Consider the following 16,525-nt stretch of genomic DNA (forward strand, 5'->3'; position numbering starts at 1 on the left):
GCTCATAACAGCCCCTCGGCCCGGAAGCTGAGTTCCCGTGACCGGCCGATGACCAGATGGTCGTGCAGGATGATCCCCAGCGCGTCCGCCGCGACGCGGATCTGGTCGGTCATGGCGATATCGGCCTGACTTGGGGTCGGGTCGCCGGACGGGTGGTTGTGCACAAGGATCAGCGCCGAGGCGTTCAGTTCCAGCGCGCGCTTCACCACCTCCCGCGGATAGACCGGCACATGATCGACGGTGCCCCGCGCCTGCGGCTCGTCGGCGATCAGCACGTTCTTGCGGTCCAGAAACAGGATGCGGAACTGTTCGGTATCCTGATGCGCCATGGCGGTCTGGCAATAGGCCAGCAGCGCATCCCACGAACTGACCACCTGTTTCTGCAGCACGCGGGACCGCGCCAGCCGATGCGCCGCCGCTTCCACGATCTTGAGCTCGGTGATCACCGCCTCCCCCACCCCGGGCACCTCGCGCAGGCGGGCGGCGGGGGCAGAGACGACGCCGTTGAAATCGCGGAACAGATCCAGCAGCTGCCGCGCCAGCGGTTTGACATCGCGGCGCGGGATGGCGCGGAACAGCACGAGTTCCAGCAGTTCGTAATCGGGCAGCGCATCGGCGCCCCCGACCAGAAACCGCTCCCGCAGGCGGGCGCGATGATCCCGAAGATAGGAGGGCGCCGCCGCGCCACGCGCCAGCGGCGCCTCCGGCGCTTCGTCCCGGTCAAAGAGCGGGGCCTGAGAATCAGAGAAATGGCGAAATCTGCTCATCCCTCCAGACTGCGCGCGGTCAGGTTAGGGAGGAGTTAACGCAAAAGCGGCGCGAGGTTGCCCCCACGCCGCCAGAGCCAGAGCCAGAGCCTTTTGCCCCGGTCAGCCCTTCATGGAATCCCAGAAGCCTTTTACCGAAGAGAAAAAGCTTTTTGATTCCGGGTTGTTGTCTTCGCTCAGTGCCTCGAATTCGCGCAGCAGATCGCGTTGGCGCGAGGTCAGGTTGACCGGCGTCTCGACCGCAAGTTCGATGAACATGTCGCCGACACCGCCGCCGCGCAGCGCGGGCATGCCCTTGCCACGCAGACGCATCTGGCGTCCGGACTGGCTTCCGGCGGGGATTTTCACCCGCGACCGGCCCCCGTCCATCGTCGGCACCTCGATGTCGCCGCCAAGGGCGGCGGCGGTCATCGACACCGGCACGCGGCAGTGCAGTTCGGTGCCTTCGCGTTCAAAGATGTCATGCGGGGCAACTTCGATGAAGATATAGAGATCGCCCGGCGGTCCGCCGCGCATGCCCGCCTCGCCTTCGCCAGCCAGACGGATGCGTGTGCCCGTTTCTACCCCTGCGGGAATGTTCACCGACAGCGCGCGGTCCTTCTGGACGCGACCGGCACCGCCGCATTTGACGCAGGGATTCTTGATGATCTGGCCCAGCCCGGAACAGGTGGGACAGGTCCGTTCGACGGTAAAGAAGCCTTGGGTCGCCCGCACCTTGCCCATGCCCGAACAGGTCGGACAGGTGGTCGGTTCGGCGCCACCTTCGGAGCCGGAGCCGTGGCAGGCCCCGCACTGCACCGAAGTCGGCACGTTGATGGTTTTCTGCAGGCCGGTATAGGCATCTTCCAGCGTCACGCGCAGGTTGTAGCGCAGGTCAGCCCCGCGCGCCGCGCGCTGCCGCCCGCCCTGCCGTCCGCCCATGAAATCGCCGAACAGGTCGTCGAACACATCGGAGAACGCCGAGGCGAAATCGCCCTGCTGGCCAAAGCCGCCACCGGGACGCGCGCCACCGCCGCCCATGCCGCCCTCGAATGCCGCATGGCCGAAGCGGTCATAGGCCGCCTTCTTGTCGGCATCCTTGAGAACCTCGTAGGCCTCGTTCACTTCCTTGAACTGGGACTCGGCGCTGGGATCGTCCTTGTTGCGGTCGGGGTGAAGCTCTTTCGCCTTGACGCGATAGGCCTTCTTGATCTCGTCCGCGGAGGCCCCTTTAGCGACGCCGAGCAGCTCGTAATAGTCACGCTTGGACATTCATGCCCTCCTTGGCCGGAACGGATGAGGGCCGGCCCGGTATACGGACCGGCCCCTTTTCGGTTCCGTGATGGGTCAGCTGCGCTTGCGGTCGTCGAGGTCTTCGAAATCCGCGTCCACGATGTTGTCGTCATCCGCCGGACCGGACTTGCCGGAGTCGGGATGATCGCTGCTGTCGCCCTCTTCGGCCTGCGATTTGTAGATCGCCTCACCCAGACGCATGGCCGCTTCGGTCACGTTCTGGATGCCGGACTTGATCTTCTCGCCGGTCACGCCGTCCTTCTCGAGATCATCCTTGAGCGCGGCAATCGCCAACTCGATCGCTTCCACGGTGGAGGGATCGACCTTTTCGCCATGCTCTTCGATCGATTTCTCGGTCGAATGGATGAGGCTTTCGGCCTGATTGCGGGCCTCCACCAGTTCGCGGCGCTTCTTGTCCGCTTCGGCGTTTTCCTCGGCGTCCTTCACCATCTTCTCGATGTCGGAATCGGACAGACCGCCCGAGGCCTGAATGGTGATCTTCTGCTCCTTGCCGGTGCCCTTGTCCTTGGCACTGACCGACACGATGCCGTTGGCGTCGATGTCGAAGGTCACCTCGATCTGCGGCATGCCGCGCGGCGCGGGCGGGATGTTTTCCAGATTGAACTGGCCCAGCATCTTGTTGTCCGCTGCCATTTCCCGTTCGCCCTGGAAGACGCGGATGGTCACGGCGCCCTGATTGTCCTCGGCGGTGGAGAACACCTGCGACTTCTTGGTCGGGATGGTGGTGTTGCGGTCGATCAGCCGGGTGAACACGCCGCCCAGCGTTTCGATGCCAAGGCTCAGCGGGGTCACGTCCAGCAGCACCACGTCCTTGACGTCGCCCTGCAGCACGCCGGCCTGAATGGCGGCACCCATGGCCACCACTTCGTCCGGGTTCACGCCCTTGTGCGGCTCCTTGCCGAAGAACTTGGTCACCTCGTCCACGACGCGGGGCATCCGGGTCATGCCGCCGACCAGAACGACCTCGTCGATCTCGTCCTTGGAGATGCCCGCATCCTTCAGCGCGGCCTGACAGGGCTTCAGCGAGGCCTTGATCAGGTCACCCACCAGCTGTTCCAGCTTGGAGCGGGTCAGCTTCATCACCATGTGCAGCGGCTGACCGTTCTTGCCCATCGAGATGAAGGGCTGGTTGATTTCGGTCTGCTGGCTGGAGGACAGCTCGATCTTGGCCTTCTCCGCCGCTTCTTTCAGACGCTGCAGCGCCATCTTGTCGGTGGTCAGGTCGACGCCGTGCTCTTTCTTGAACTCGTCGGCGAGGTAGTTGACGATGCGCATGTCGAAATCTTCACCGCCAAGGAACGTGTCCCCGTTGGTGGATTTCACTTCGAACAGGCCGTCGTCGATCTCCAGAATGGTCACGTCGAAGGTGCCGCCGCCAAGGTCATAGACCGCGATGGTGCGCGCTTCTTTCTTGTCCAGACCATAGGCCAGCGCGGCCGCGGTCGGTTCGTTGATGATGCGCAGCACCTCAAGCCCGGCGATCTTGCCGGCATCCTTGGTGGCCTGACGCTGGGCGTCGTTGAAATAGGCGGGCACGGTGATGACGGCCTGCGTCACTTCTTCGCCCAGATAGGATTCCGCGGTTTCTTTCATCTTGCCAAGGATGAAGGCGGAAATCTGGCTGGGGCTGTATCTGGTGCCGCGCGCTTCCACCCAGGCGTCGCCATTGCCGCCGTCCACGATCTTGTAGGGGACGATCTTCTGGTCCTTGGTCACTTCCGCATCGGTGGTGCGGCGACCGATCAGACGCTTGACGGCGAAGATGGTGGCTTCGGGGTTGGTGACGGCCTGCCGCTTGGCGGGCTGGCCGACAAGACGCTCGTCGTCGGTGAAGGCGACGATGGAGGGCGTTGTGCGGGCGCCTTCGGCGTTTTCAATCACACGGGCCTGGCTGCCATCCATGATGGCGACGCAGGAGTTGGTGGTGCCGAGGTCGATACCGATCACTTTGGCCATGTTTCGATCCCTTTCTGAGTCAAGGCGATGTCGCGAGGCATACGGACCCGTTACGGCATCCAGCCCCGCTTGTTCCAGAAGCCGTCCGGCAGGGCCTCGCGGCGTTCGGAGGGTATATAAGGAGGGGGTTTCGGGCCTGCAAGCGCCCGCTTCCGCGACTTGCCCGCATTTGCCGCGAATTTCTTTGCCAGATCTTTGCCGATGCCTGACAAGACGGCATGACTGATGCCTTGGAGATTCGCGGCTTCCGGCTTTATCCGCAGTGGCTGGACCGGTCCGCGCAGGACATGCTTGTGGCCACGCTGCGCGAAATTTTGCGGCAGGCGCCGCTTTACCGCCCCGTCACGCCGCGCGGGCAGGAAATGTCGGTGCGGATGAGCGCGGCAGGCCGGTTCGGATGGGTCACCGACCGCCGCGGCTACCGCTATGAACCGCGCCACCCGGCGGGCATGGACTGGCCGCCGATCCCGCAGCAGGTGCTGGAGATCTGGGAGGCGGTCACGGACGGCGCGCGGGCGCCGGAATGCTGCCTGATCAACTGGTATGGCGAAGGCGCGCGCATGGGCCTGCATCAGGACCGCGACGAGGCGGATTTCTCCTGCCCGGTGGTGTCGGTGTCCTTGGGCGATGACGGGCTGTTCCGCATGGGCAACACCGAACGCGGCGGCAAGACCGAATCGGTCTGGCTGCGGTCGGGCGACGTGGTGGTGATGGGCGGCGAGGCGCGGCTGCGCCATCATGGCGTGGACCGCATCCGCTTCGGCTCGTCGACGCTGCTGCCGCAGGGCGGGCGGATCAACCTGACGTTGCGGGTCGTGACCTGATCAGCGCCGCGCGCCCCACGAGGCCGAGGCATGTCTGCGGGTGTAGAATTCGCCCATGAGCCCGATCATCAGCAGCACGATCGACACCCACAGTGCGTATTCCCAGGTCGAATTGCGCGGGAAATAATTGACGAAGGCCGCCCCGCGCGCCTGATCGATGGTGTGGAACAGCGGATTCCAGTCGAACACCGCCAGCATCGCCGGGGTCAGCGAATTGGCCACGAACATCTTGCCCGACGCGATCATGTTGGCGCGCTGGTAGACGGTGGACAGGATCGAGACCGGCGTCGGGAACCACGGCTTGGCCGCCAGAAACACCATACCGATGGCCGCGCCGGAAAACCACGACAGCAGCAGCATGGCCAGACAGCCGATCGGGTCATGAATCTCCTGCATGACGAAGGGGTTGAAGGCCACGTCATAGACGAACAGGATAGCAAACAGCGACAGCACCTGAATATACAGCGTCGACACCATGGCGGCGGCGATGGCGATGGCGGTGTTCATCGGGGCGTGCTGCATCATCGGGCTGGCGGGGCCTTCGGAACTGACCACGGCGCCGAGGGTCTTGGAATGGGTCATGAACAGGAACACCCCGGTCATGATGTAGATCATGAAATCGCCGCGGATCGCGCTGCCGCGGATGCCCAGCACGAAGAACATGAAATAAAAGGCCAGCACAAAAATGATGGTCTGCAGCATGTTCATGAAGATCGCGAGGAACGCGTTGCCATGCGTTTTGCGCACGGCACGGACCGAATTGTGATAGATCAGCTCGGCAATGTAGATGGCCGTTCCCAGACGGGAGCGCGGCACGGTGGTCTGAAACATGGCACTGCTGCTCCGGCCCGGTCGGAAGATGGCGGGTCTTCTTGCCCTCTTGGGTGAACCGCAGCATAAGTCGGAGAGGCTTTCAAATCAATAAATCCGCGAGCTTGCGGAAAAGGAGATCGGCTTTGAATTACGAAACGCTTGTGACGGTGATCCGCAGGCTCGCGCTTGAGGCAGGCGACCGGATCATGGAGATCTACAATTCCGATGATTTCGAGGTGAAATCGAAGTCGGACCAGAGCCCCGTGACCGAAGCCGACGAAGCCGCCGATGCGCTGATCTCTGCCGGGCTGCGCGACGCCTTCCCCGAGGTGGCGCTGGTGACCGAGGAACAGGCCGACAGCCATGATATCGACGCGATGACGTTTCTCATCGTCGATCCGCTGGACGGCACCAAGGAATTCGTCAACCGTCGCGGCGATTTTACCGTGAACATCGCACTGGTTGAAGACGGCGTGCCGACGCGCGGCGTGGTCTATGCGCCCGCCAAGGGCCGCATGTTCTACACCAACAGCGTCGGCCAGTCGGTCGAGGAAACCGGCCCCTTCGACAAGGACGCGGCGGGCGAAACCACGCCGCTGCACGTGTCGAAGCCCGACAATTCCGCGCTGATGGTCGTGGCCTCCAAATCGCATCGCGATCAGGCCACCGACGATTACATCGGCAAATACGAGGTCAAGGACATGACCAGCGCCGGATCCTCGCTGAAGTTCTGCCTTGTGGCGACGGGCGAGGCCGATCTTTATCCGCGGCTTGGCCGCACGATGGAATGGGACACCGCCGCAGGCCATGCGGTGCTGAACGGCGCGGGCGGCCATGTGGTGCGCTTTGATGACCTGACGCCGCTGGCCTATGGCAAGGCGGGCTATGCCAACCCGTTCTTCATCGCCTATGCTCCCGGCGTGGATCTGAAAGAGGGCTGATCGCCCATGGCCGCAATGCCGGTCAGCGTGGTCATCGTCAGCCGGGGCCGTCCGGCGGCGCTGAGCCTGTGCCTGACCGGCATCGCGCACCTCGACCATCCCGCCTATGAGGTGGTGGTGGTCGCCTGCCCCGCCGGCGCCGCCGCCCTGGGGGCAGGGCCCCATGCCGCGCATATCAAGCTGCTGGAGTTCGACGCGCCCAACATCGCCGCCGCGCGCAATCTGGCGCTGACGCAGGCTGCGGGCGAGGTGGTGGCCTTCATCGACGATGACGCGGTGCCGGAACCGACATGGCTTGCCCGCCTCTGCGCGCCTTTTGCCGATCCGGAGGTCGCGGCGGCGGGCGGATATGTGCGCGGGCGCAACGGCATCGACCATCAGTGGCGCGCGCGCAGCATCACCGCAACCGGCTGCGACAGGCCGCTGGATCTGCCCGGCGACGGGCCGCATTTCCCCCACCTGTCTGACGCTGCGGTCAAGCTGCAGGGCACCAACATGGCGCATCGCCGCGATGTTCTGGCACGGATGGGCGGGTTCGATCCGGGCTTCCGCTTCTATATGGACGACACCGATCTGGATCTGCGTCACGCCCGGGCCGGGCACCGCGTCGCGGTGGTGCCGCTGGCCGAGGTGCATCATGGCTATGCCGAAAGCGCGCGGCGCGGGCCCGACCGCAGCCCGCGCGATCTGACCGAGATCGGCGCCTCGCTCGCGCTGTTCCTGCGCAAGCACTGTCCCGAACCGCAGCGCGCCGCCGCTTGGGCCCGCCTGCGCGAGGCGCAGCGCCGCCGCCTGCTGGACCATATGATCCGCGGCCCGCTGGGCCCTGATGACGTGATGGGCCTGCTGCGCGGGCTCGACCGGGGCCATGCGGCGGGGCTGCTGCGTCCGGCGGGTCCGCTGCCCCCGCTCGCAGCCCCTGCCGCGGCCTTCCTGCCCTTCCCCGGGCGCCCCGGAGCCCCCCGCCGCATCCTGTCCGGGCGGGTCTGGTCGCGCCGCCGGATGCGGCGGCAGGCTGCCGAATTTGCCGCAAGCGGCGAAATTGTCAGTGTTTTCCGATTTAGCCACACCGCCCTTTATCATCATGTCACATTTCGACCCGAAGGATACTGGGAACAGATCGGCGGACTTTGGGGGCGTAGCCTGCGTGGCGATGTGCCCTTGCAGCCATGGCTGTTTGCAGCAAGACTTCGGGCAGAGGTCAATCGAGTGGCAAAATTCCGCGGGTCGACCTGAAAGTCGTTATACGAGTGATCCGGCGCCCAGAAGCGTCATTTACATTGGATAGGCGCAGGCAATAAAATGCGCAGAAGATTTCAGTCGCGGGGTCCGGCGATACCCGTGACGCACAAGGAGCCAGATTATGAGCAACAAGGTTACCAAAGCGATTTTCCCGGTGGCAGGGCTGGGAACCCGCTTCCTGCCCGCCACCAAGTCGGTGCCGAAGGAAATCATGACCCTCGTCGACCGTCCGCTGGTGCAATACGCCATCGACGAAGCCCGCGCCGCTGGCATTGAAGAATTCATCTTCGTCACCTCGCGCGGCAAGGGCGCTCTGGAAGATTATTTCGACCATGCCCCGCAACTGGAAGAAGAGCTGAAGCGCAAGGGCAAGGATGACCTTCTGGAGATTCTCCAGTCCACCAACATGGATTCGGGCGAAGTCGCCTATATCCGCCAGCACAAGGCACTGGGTCTGGGCCACGCCGTGTGGTGCGCCCGTCGCCTGATCGGGGACGAGCCCTTCGCGGTCATGCTGCCCGATGACGTCATCGCCGCCGACAAGCCCTGCCTGCAGCAGATGGTCGAAGCCTATCAGGAAACCGGGGGCAACATGGTCGCGGCCATGGAAGTGCCTGCCGACAAGGCCTCGTCCTATGGCGTGCTCGACATCGCCGAGGACATGGGCGCGCTCGTCTCGGTCAAGGGCATGGTCGAAAAGCCCGCTCCCGGCACGGCGCCGTCGAACCTTGCCGTGATCGGCCGCTACATCCTGTCGCCGCAGATCCTCAAGAACCTCAACAACCGGACCGCAGGCGCGGGCGGCGAAATCCAGCTGACCGATGCCATCGCCAAGGAAATCGGCGGCGCAGAGGGCGTGTTCGGCTTCCGCTTCAACGGCGAACGCTATGACTGCGGCTCCAAGGCCGGGTTCCTGCAGGCCACCGTGGCCTTCGGTCTGGCGCGCGAAGAACTGCGTGACGATCTGGAATCCTACCTGCACGCGGTCATCTCGGCGCGCAAAGCAGCACAGTAACGCCCGATGACACATGTATTGGTTACCGGCGGCGCCGGCTATATCGGCTCGCACGCGTGCAAGGCGCTGAAGGCGGCAGGCTATACGCCCGTCACCTTCGACAATCTCGTGACCGGCTGGCAGGACGCGGTCAAATTCGGCCCCTTCGAACAGGGCGCGCTGTCGGACCGTGCCCGGCTCGACGAGGTCTTTGCCACCTACAAGCCCGTCGCGGTCATGCATTTCGCCGCGCTGAGCCAAGTGGGCGAGGCGATGTCGCAGCCGGGTCTTTACTGGCGCAACAACGTCGAAGGCTCGCTGACGCTGGTCGAGGCGGCGGTGGCGGCGGGGTGCCTGAACTTCGTGTTCTCCTCCACCTGCGCCACCTATGGCGAACATGACAACGTCGTGCTGGACGAGGACACGTCGCAGATCCCGCTCAACGCCTATGGGGCGTCGAAGCGGGCGGTGGAAAACATCCTGCGCGATTTTGGCGCGGCTTACGGGCTGAACCACGTCATCTTCCGCTATTTCAACGTGGCGGGCGCGGATCCCGAGGGCGAGGTGGGCGAACATCACCGCCCCGAAACCCACCTGATCCCCGTCATGCTGGAAGCGATCGACGGCAAGCGCCCGGCGCTGACCATCCATGGCAGCGATTACGACACCCCGGACGGCACCTGCATCCGCGACTATGTCCATGTCATGGATCTGGTCGATGCCCATGTGCTGGGGCTGAAATGGCTGGAAGAGGGCAAGGGCAGCCGGGTGTTCAACCTTGGCACCGGCACCGGCTTTTCCGTGCGGGAGGTGATCGACGCCTCGCGCGCCGTCACAAACCGCGAAGTGCCCCATAGCGAAGGCCCGCGCCGCGCCGGTGACGCGACGAAGCTCGTCTCCGGCTCCAGCCGGGCGGCGGGAGAACTGGGCTGGACCCCGCACCGGTCCACCATGCCGCAGATGATCGCGGATGCGTGGCAGTGGCATCTGCATGGGCATTACGACCACTGAGCCCCCTGCCCGGCTTCTGGACCTGACGCGGCTGGTCAGCCGCGCGGGCCGAAGCCTGACCGGGGTGGACCGGGTGGAATACGCCTATCTGGACCGGCTCGTGCGCGAGCCGGTTCCGCTTTTCGGGCTGGTGCGCAGCGCGCTGGGGTTTCTGCTGCTGGACCGCGCGGGCTGTGCCGAGCTGCGCGCCCGCATCGCCACGCAGGACTGGCCCGCGCCCGACGCTCTGGCGCGTCTGGCGCGGCGGGGCGATCCCTGCCGCGCCGGGGCGGAAGCGGCGCTGCGCCGCGTGGCGCGGGGCCGTGCCCTGCCCGCCCTGCTAGGGGCGCTGCTGCGGCGGCATCTGCCTGCGGGCACGACCTATCTCAACACCGGACACACGACGCTAAGCTCCGATCTGCTGCGCGGGCTGCGGCAGGTGCCGGGGCTGCGCCGCGTCCTGCTGCTGCATGACACCATCCCGCTGGATTTTCCGCAGTATCAGCGCCCCGGCGCCGCCGACCGCTTCCGCCGCTTTCTGGACCGCGTCAGCGCCGAGGCCGATCTGCTGATCTGCAATTCCGCCGTGACCCGGGCCGATGTGGTCCGCCATCTGGGCAGGGGCCGCCAGCCGCCCGCGCTGGTGGCGCATCTCGGGGTGACACCGCCCCCGGCGGGAACAGCCCCGGACGGGCCATGGCGGGGCCAGCCCTATGTCGTGGCGCTTGGCACCATCGAGCCGCGCAAGAACCACGCGCTGTTGCTCGACATCTGGAAGAGCCTGTCGCCGCCCGCGCATCTGCTGATCTGCGGCAGCCGCGGCTGGGAAAACGCCGCCGTCTTTGCGGCGCTGGACCGGGGCATCGCCCGCGTGCATGAGCTGCCCGGCCTGCCGGATGCCGCCGTCTCGGCCCTGCTCCGGGGCAGCGCCGGGCTGGTCTTCCCCAGCCATGCCGAAGGCTATGGCCTGCCCCCGGTGGAGGCTGCGGCGCTTGGCGTGCCGGTGCTCTCTGCTGATCTGCCGGTGGTGCGAGAGATCATGGGCGACATTCCCGTTTACGCAGAGGTGTCCGACCGTTATCTTTGGGCGCAAAGGATCAGGCAGCTGGCAGATCACCCGCGCCCCGCGCGCCCCGACGGATGGTCCCCCCCCGGATGGGAGGCCCATTTCCGCGCAGTGCTCGGGCAGATCTGACCGCCGTGATCGCAGAGGCCCGGGCAACGGGTCTGGTAAGGGTTAGGGCAGTGGGTGCATGGCAGTCATACAGGCTCCGGCTTCAGCGGAAACGCTGGCTGATCCGGGCCTTCCGCAAAAGGCGGGATCTGCGCGCCGTCGCCAACCGCACCGACCGGATCACCGCCTCTGACCTGCTGGTTTTCTGCACCGCGCGCAACGAAGGCGTCCGCCTGCCGTGGTTTCTGAAATATTACCGCGACATGGGCGTGGGCCATTTCCTGATCGTCGACAATGACAGCACCGATGGCTCGCGCGCGTATCTGGCGCAGCAGCAGGACGTGTCGCTCTGGACCACGGGCGCCAGTTACCGACGGTCCCGCTTCGGCATGGACTGGATGAACTGGCTGCTGCGCTGCTACGGGCACGGACACTGGACGCTGACGGTCGATCCCGACGAGCTGTTTCTTTATCCGTTCTGCGACACGCGACCGCTGCGGGCGCTGACCGACTGGCTCGACGCCTCCTCGATCAAAAGCTTTCCGGCGATGCTGCTCGACATGTATCCCAAGGGCCGGATCGACGCCCAGCCCTACGCGCCGGGCCAGAACCCGCTGGAGATCGCGTCATGGTTCGATGCGGGCAATTACCGGATCAGCCGCAATCCCCGCTTTGGCAATCTGTGGATTCAGGGCGGGCCGCGCGCGCGCCTGTTCTTTCCCGACAGCCCCGACCGTGCCCCCGCCCTGAACAAGATCCCGCTGGTGAAATGGCATCGCAGCTATGCCTATGTCAGCTCCACCCATATGCTGCTGCCGCGCGGACTGAACCTTGTCTATGACGAATGGGGCGGCGAAAAAGCCTCCGGCCTGCTGCTGCACACCAAGTTCCTCGACACGTTCGGTGCCAAGGCGGAGGAGGAGCTGACCCGGCACCAGCATTATGCCGGATCCTCGGAATACCTCGCCTATGCTGCCGGCCTGCAGGACAATCCCGACCTGTGGTGCCGCTGGTCGGAGAAATACATCAACTGGCGCCAGCTTGAAATTCTGGGGCTGATGTCCAAGGGCAATTGGGCATGAGCCTTGGCATCCTGATGCTGGTGCATACCGCGCTGGACCGGGCCGAACAGGTGGCGCGGCACTGGGCGCGGGCGGGCTGTCCGGTGGTGATCCATGTGGACAGCAATGTGGCGCAGGCCACGCATGACGCCTTTGTCACCGCCCTCTCCGATCTGCCGCAGGTGCTGTTTTCCCGCCGCCATCGCTGCGAGTGGGGCACATGGGGGCTGGTCGCCGCCAGTCAGGATGCCGCCGATCTGATGCTGGCGCAGTTCGCCGGGGTGCGGCATGTCTATCTGACCTCCGGATCCTGCCTGCCGCTGCGCCCGGTGGCGGAGCTGATCGCCTATCTGGAGGCCCGCCCCGAGACCGATTTCATCGAAAGCGCCACCACCGCCGATGTGCCATGGACGGTGGGGGGGCTGGATCATGAACGGTTCACGCTGTTCTTCCCGTTTTCATGGCGGCGGCATCGTGCGCTCTTTGACCGCTTCGTGCGCCTGCAGCGGCGGCTGCGCCTCCGCCGCCCGATGCCGCCCGGCGTGATCCCGCATATGGGCAGCCAGTGGTGGTGCCTGACCCGCAAGACGCTGCAGGCCATCCTGCACGATCCCGCCCGCGCCCGTCACGACCGTTACTTCCGCCGGGTCTGGATCCCGGATGAAAGCTATTTCCAGTCGCTGACCCGGCTTTACGCCACGCAGGTGGAAAGCCGATCCCTGACCCTGTCCAAGTTCGATTTTCAGGGCAAGCCGCATATCTTTTACGACGACCACCTGCAGCTGCTGCGGCGGTCGGACTGTTTTGTGGCGCGCAAGATCTGGCCCCATGCCGACCGGCTTTACCGCGCCTTTCTGGACCATCCCGAAACCGCCGCCACCCGGCAGGATCCCAACCCCGGCAAGATCGACCGGCTGTTCGCCAAGGCAGTCAGCCGCCGGACGCGGGGCCGGGCTGGGCTTTACATGCAGTCGCGCTTTCCGTGCCATGGCTGGGAAAACGGCGTGACCGCCGGAAAATATTCGGTCTTTCAGGGGTTTGCCGAGCTCTTCCGCGATTTTGCGCCATGGCTGGCGCAGGTCACCGGCACGCAGGTGCATGGCCATCTTTACGCGCCGGAGCGGGCGGAGTTTGCCGATGGGCAGACCGTGCTTAATGGCGCCCTGCCCGACAGCGCCGCCGCGCGCGACGCCAATCCCCGCGCCTTTCTGACCAATCTGATCTGGAACACCCGGGGCAGCTGGCAGTGCTTCCAGTATGGCCCGCGCGACACGCCGGACATCGTCTGGCATCTTGCCCGCGATCCCAACGCGCAGATCAGCGTGATCTCTGGCGCGTGGGCGGTGCCGCTCTTCACCTCCGGCGCGCCCTTCGCCGATCTGCGGGCCGAGGCCGCGCGGCTGCAGCGGGCGGAACACCGCGTGCTGGACCAGCTGCGCAGCCCCGAGGCCAAGGCGCGCATCCGCATCTGGACCATGGCCGAATTCATCGAGACCCCGATGGAGCCGCTGCAGCTGATCCTTGACGAGATCGCCCCCGCCGCCGCGCGCAGGCCCGCCGCCCCGCCGGAGATGGCCGATCTGGCGGGCTTTGGACAGTTCCTGCAGACCCTGAAAAATCAGGGGATGCACCCCTATCTGATGGGCGATTTTCCGGTCGACCCGCAGCCCCGCCCGGCCGCCGGCCAGACGCGCCGCCCTTATCTGGTAAAGAAATAGCTCATGTCCGACCGTTTCGACTGCTTCGTGATTTTTGCCGAGATGCGCACCGGCTCCAATTTTCTGGAGGCCAATCTCAACGCCTTTGACGGGCTGACCTGTCATGGCGAGGCGTTCAACCCGCATTTCATCGGCTATCCCAACCGCGACAGCCTGCTGGGCCTGACCGAGGCGGAGCGGAATGCCGACCCCATGGCCCTGCTGGCGCGGATCCGCGACGCTGCCCCCGGCACGCTGGGCGGGTTCCGCTATTTCCACGACCACGACCCGCGCCTGCTGCCCACGCTGCTGGAGGATCCGCGCGTGGCCAAGATCGTGCTGACCCGCAACCCGGTGGACAGCTATGTCAGCTGGAAGATCGCGCAGGCCACCGGACAGTGGAAGCTGACCAATGTCGCCAAGCGCAAGGATGCGCAGGCCGAATTTGACGCGGAAGAGTTCGAGGCGCATCTGGCCCGGCTGCAGGAATTCCAGATCCGCCTGCTTTCGGCGCTGCAGGTCACCGGGCAGACCGCGTTCTATGTGGGATACGAGGATCTGCAATCGGTCGAGGTGATGAACGGGCTGGCGCGCTGGCTGGGAATCCCGGCGCGGCTTGACAGCCTGAACACCGCGCTGAAACGCCAGAACCCCGAACCCGTGGCCGAGAAGGTGGCGAATTTTGACGCGATGGCGCAGGCGCTGGCGCGGCTCGACCGGTTCAATCTGAGCCGCACGCCGAATTTTGAACCCCGGCGCGGCCCCGTGGTGCCCGGCTATGTCGCGGCGGCCGACACGCCGCTGCTCTATATGCCTATCCCGTCCGGTCCGGGTCAGGCCGTGCAGCGCTGGCTGGCGGCGCTGGATGGCGTTGCGCCCGAGGATCTGACCCGAGAGTTCAGCCAGAAAACCCTGCGGCAGTGGAAACGCGACCGGCCCGGCCATCGCAGTTTTACCGTGCTGCGGCACCCGCTGGCCCGCGCGCATGAGGTGTTCTGCCGCCGCATCCTGTCCACCGGGCCGGGCAGCTACAAGGGCATCCGCACCACGCTGCGCCGCGCCCATGGCCTGCCCCTGCCCGAGGGCGCGCCGGGCCCGGAGTACACGCTGGAAGCGCATCGCGCCGCCTTCGCCGCGTTTCTGGTCTTTCTGAAGGCCAATCTGGCCGGGCAGACGGCGGTGCGGGTGGACGGGCACTGGGTGACGCAGACCCAGTGCCTGCAGGGCATGGCCGAATTCACCCTGCCCGACCTTATCCTGCGCGAGGACGAGATGGCGCAGGCCCTGCCCGCGCTGGCGCGGCAGGTGGGGCATGACGCGCCGCCCGATCCCGTGACGGGGCCCGGTCAGGCGCCGTTCAGCCTACGCCAGATCCACGACGACCAGCTGGAGCAGCTGGCCCGCGACGCCTATGCCCGCGATTACCTGATGTTCGGCTTTTCGGACTGGGGCTAGGCCCTTCACGCAAAGACCCCGGCGCTGCCGCCGGGGTCTGTCTGTCGTAAGGCAAGTGCGGGATCAGGCGGCCTGAGAGCCGCGATCCGCCGTCAGGATGGCATAAAGCGTCGACGGGTCCGGGTTGGCCCGCAGCTTGGCGCAGAGCCCGCCATCGCGCAGCGTGCGCGACACCAGCGCCAGCGCCTTCAGATGTTCGACCCCCGCATCTTCGGGGGCGAACAGCGAAAACACCACATCCACCGGCTGACGGTCCACCGATTCGAATTCCACGGGCCGTTCCAGCAGGATGAAGGCCCCTGCCACTTCTTCGATCCCGCTGATCCGCGCGTGCGGCAGGGCGACGCCATGGCCCACGCCGGTGGGGCCAAGGCTTTCGCGTTCCATTAACGCCTCCACCACGGCGGGAGCGTGAAGACCGTAAGCGGTCTCAGCCAGTTCGGCGATGTCGTGCATCAGCCGCTTCTTGCTGCTGGCCGCCGACAGCACCTTCACGGCCTGCGGCTTCAGGAGTTCCAGAAAGGTCATGCATACCCTTTGCTGACTGCTCGGAGGCGCTCAGGCACGGCCGTGTGGCATCGACCCTTACGGATCAATCCAGCCAATATTGCCATCGTCGCGCCGGTACACGACGTTTACGCCGTCCTTTTTCTCGTTCCGGAAAACCAGCACGGGGGCCCCGGCCAGTTCCATCTGCATCACGGCTTCCCCCACCGACAGCGAAGGAATTTGCGTCTCCATCTCTGCCACAATGATGGGCTGCAGCGTGTCGGGCTCGTCGGTCACCGAGTCCTCTTCGCGGGCGAGGATATACGAAGACACGTTGAAGAGTTCAACGGGCTCCACGCGATCCTTGTGATGGTCCTTCAGCCGCCGCTTGTACCGGCGCAGCTGCTTGTCGATCTTTTCGCAGCAGGCATCGAAGGCCGCGTAGATTTCGACGGCATGGGCCTTGGCCGAAGTGGTCAGGCCGGTGGACAGATGCACAGTGACTTCGCAGACGAATTCATGCGCGCTTTTGGAAAAGGTGATGGTCGCGTCGGTGGGACGGCCTGCGTATTTTTCGAAGACCTGACCAAGCTCGGTCTGGGCATGGGTCTGCAACGCCTCGCCAATATCGATCTGCTTGCCCGTGATCTGATAGCGCATTGGTGTTCCTTCTCTCTTTGGATCCGTCCCGCTCCCGGCCCGGAGGCCCCTGTTGATGTGGGGCGGATCAGGGGTGACGCAAGGCTGTGGCGCGGAACAGCCGGGCCCCCCTCTCCTCCGGGGGCGCAAGGTCGGGTTGCGCTGGCAGGCGATGTGTCATGACGATATT

General features: G+C 65.4%; 15 protein-coding genes. 9 read left to right on the plus strand and 6 right to left on the minus strand.

Features of this window, described 5'->3' with window-relative positions; translation table 11 throughout:
• Positions 1-2 precede the first annotated feature (2 nt).
• From radC to dnaK, 3 genes are all read right to left on the minus strand, one after another.
• Positions 3-767, minus strand: a complete 765-nt coding sequence (gene radC, locus BLR51_RS03545; protein ID WP_089843949.1) for a RadC family protein — start codon at positions 765-767, stop codon at positions 3-5.
• Positions 768-869: 102 nt separating this feature from the next.
• Positions 870-2,018: a molecular chaperone DnaJ gene (gene dnaJ, locus BLR51_RS03550; RefSeq protein ID WP_089843952.1), complete on the minus strand. Its 1,149-nt coding sequence runs from the start codon at positions 2,016-2,018 to the stop codon at positions 870-872.
• A 75-nt stretch (positions 2,019-2,093) separates the two neighbouring features.
• The gene (gene dnaK / locus BLR51_RS03555) at positions 2,094-4,016 is read right to left on the minus strand and encodes a molecular chaperone DnaK (RefSeq protein ID WP_089843955.1); all 1,923 of its coding nucleotides are present in this window, start codon (positions 4,014-4,016) and stop codon (positions 2,094-2,096) included.
• 218 nt (positions 4,017-4,234) lie between these two features.
• Between dnaK and BLR51_RS03560 the strand changes: the two genes are divergently transcribed.
• Positions 4,235-4,840: an alpha-ketoglutarate-dependent dioxygenase AlkB family protein gene (locus BLR51_RS03560; protein WP_089843958.1), complete on the plus strand. Its 606-nt coding sequence runs from the start codon at positions 4,235-4,237 to the stop codon at positions 4,838-4,840.
• Here the strand turns inward: BLR51_RS03560 and BLR51_RS03565 are convergent, their stop codons facing one another.
• Positions 4,841-5,671 (minus strand): ABC transporter permease, encoded by an 831-nt coding sequence (locus BLR51_RS03565; protein WP_089843960.1) that lies wholly within the window; start codon positions 5,669-5,671, stop codon positions 4,841-4,843.
• A 125-nt stretch (positions 5,672-5,796) separates the two neighbouring features.
• Here BLR51_RS03565 and cysQ point away from each other — a divergent pair, with 125 nt between their 5' ends.
• From cysQ to BLR51_RS03605, 8 genes are all read left to right on the plus strand, one after another.
• Positions 5,797-6,594 carry a 3'(2'),5'-bisphosphate nucleotidase CysQ gene (gene cysQ, locus BLR51_RS03570; protein ID WP_089843963.1) on the plus strand — a complete coding sequence of 266 codons (798 nt, stop codon included), beginning with the start codon at positions 5,797-5,799 and terminating at the stop codon, positions 6,592-6,594.
• Positions 6,595-6,600: 6 nt separating this feature from the next.
• Positions 6,601-7,830, plus strand: a complete 1,230-nt coding sequence (locus BLR51_RS03575) for a glycosyltransferase family 2 protein (protein ID WP_089843965.1) — start codon at positions 6,601-6,603, stop codon at positions 7,828-7,830.
• 127 nt (positions 7,831-7,957) lie between these two features.
• Complete coding sequence (gene galU / locus BLR51_RS03580) at positions 7,958-8,851, plus strand: UTP--glucose-1-phosphate uridylyltransferase GalU (protein WP_089843969.1); 894 nt, start codon at positions 7,958-7,960, stop codon at positions 8,849-8,851.
• A gap of 6 nt (positions 8,852-8,857) precedes the next feature.
• Entirely contained in the window at positions 8,858-9,841 is a 984-nt protein-coding gene (galE, locus tag BLR51_RS03585) for a UDP-glucose 4-epimerase GalE (protein WP_089843972.1), read from the plus strand.
• Entirely contained in the window at positions 9,822-11,015 is a 1,194-nt protein-coding gene (locus BLR51_RS03590) for a glycosyltransferase family 4 protein (protein ID WP_089843975.1), read from the plus strand. Before galE ends, BLR51_RS03590 begins: the two co-directional genes overlap by 20 nt.
• A 50-nt stretch (positions 11,016-11,065) precedes the next feature.
• A complete protein-coding gene (locus BLR51_RS03595) occupies positions 11,066-12,076 on the plus strand; it encodes a glycosyltransferase family 2 protein (RefSeq protein ID WP_089843977.1) in 1,011 nt (336 codons plus the stop codon).
• Entirely contained in the window at positions 12,073-13,773 is a 1,701-nt protein-coding gene (locus tag BLR51_RS03600; protein ID WP_089843979.1) for a DUF5927 domain-containing protein, read from the plus strand. Before BLR51_RS03595 ends, BLR51_RS03600 begins: the two co-directional genes overlap by 4 nt.
• A 3-nt stretch (positions 13,774-13,776) precedes the next feature.
• On the plus strand, positions 13,777-15,207 hold the full coding sequence (locus BLR51_RS03605; RefSeq protein ID WP_089843982.1) for a nodulation protein NodH: 1,431 nt from the start codon (positions 13,777-13,779) through the stop codon (positions 15,205-15,207).
• Between the two features lie 63 nt (positions 15,208-15,270).
• Here BLR51_RS03605 and BLR51_RS03610 read toward each other — a convergent pair whose 3' ends face one another.
• Together BLR51_RS03610 and hpf are read right to left on the minus strand one after the other, a co-directional pair.
• On the minus strand, positions 15,271-15,735 hold the full coding sequence (locus BLR51_RS03610; RefSeq protein WP_089843985.1) for a PTS sugar transporter subunit IIA: 465 nt from the start codon (positions 15,733-15,735) through the stop codon (positions 15,271-15,273).
• 57 nt (positions 15,736-15,792) lie between these two features.
• Positions 15,793-16,356 (minus strand): ribosome hibernation-promoting factor, HPF/YfiA family, encoded by a 564-nt coding sequence (gene hpf, locus BLR51_RS03615; RefSeq protein ID WP_089843988.1) that lies wholly within the window; start codon positions 16,354-16,356, stop codon positions 15,793-15,795.
• Between the last annotated feature and the right edge of the window lie 169 nt (positions 16,357-16,525).

It is taken from the genome of Salipiger marinus (genome assembly GCF_900100085.1).
GTDB classification, from domain to species: Bacteria; Pseudomonadota; Alphaproteobacteria; order Rhodobacterales; family Rhodobacteraceae; genus Salipiger; species Salipiger marinus.

Excerpts from the sequence above, each read along its gene's own strand:
- BLR51_RS03600 (WP_089843979.1), top strand. The coding sequence starts at position 12,073 with ATGAGCCTTGGCATCCTGATGCTGGTGCATACCGCGCTGGACCGGGCC.
- BLR51_RS03560 (WP_089843958.1), top strand. The coding sequence starts at position 4,235 with ATGACTGATGCCTTGGAGATTCGCGGCTTCCGGCTTTATCCGCAGTGG.
- dnaJ (WP_089843952.1), bottom strand. The coding sequence starts at position 2,018 with ATGTCCAAGCGTGACTATTACGAGCTGCTCGGCGTCGCTAAAGGGGCC.
- BLR51_RS03575 (WP_089843965.1), top strand. The coding sequence starts at position 6,601 with ATGGCCGCAATGCCGGTCAGCGTGGTCATCGTCAGCCGGGGCCGTCCG.
- galU (WP_089843969.1), top strand. The coding sequence starts at position 7,958 with ATGAGCAACAAGGTTACCAAAGCGATTTTCCCGGTGGCAGGGCTGGGA.
- BLR51_RS03605 (WP_089843982.1), top strand. The coding sequence starts at position 13,777 with ATGTCCGACCGTTTCGACTGCTTCGTGATTTTTGCCGAGATGCGCACC.
- radC (WP_089843949.1), bottom strand. The coding sequence starts at position 767 with ATGAGCAGATTTCGCCATTTCTCTGATTCTCAGGCCCCGCTCTTTGAC.
- BLR51_RS03590 (WP_089843975.1), top strand. The coding sequence starts at position 9,822 with ATGGGCATTACGACCACTGAGCCCCCTGCCCGGCTTCTGGACCTGACG.
- BLR51_RS03565 (WP_089843960.1), bottom strand. The coding sequence starts at position 5,671 with ATGTTTCAGACCACCGTGCCGCGCTCCCGTCTGGGAACGGCCATCTAC.
- galE (WP_089843972.1), top strand. The coding sequence starts at position 8,858 with ATGACACATGTATTGGTTACCGGCGGCGCCGGCTATATCGGCTCGCAC.
- dnaK (WP_089843955.1), bottom strand. The coding sequence starts at position 4,016 with ATGGCCAAAGTGATCGGTATCGACCTCGGCACCACCAACTCCTGCGTC.
- hpf (WP_089843988.1), bottom strand. The coding sequence starts at position 16,356 with ATGCGCTATCAGATCACGGGCAAGCAGATCGATATTGGCGAGGCGTTG.
- BLR51_RS03610 (WP_089843985.1), bottom strand. The coding sequence starts at position 15,735 with ATGACCTTTCTGGAACTCCTGAAGCCGCAGGCCGTGAAGGTGCTGTCG.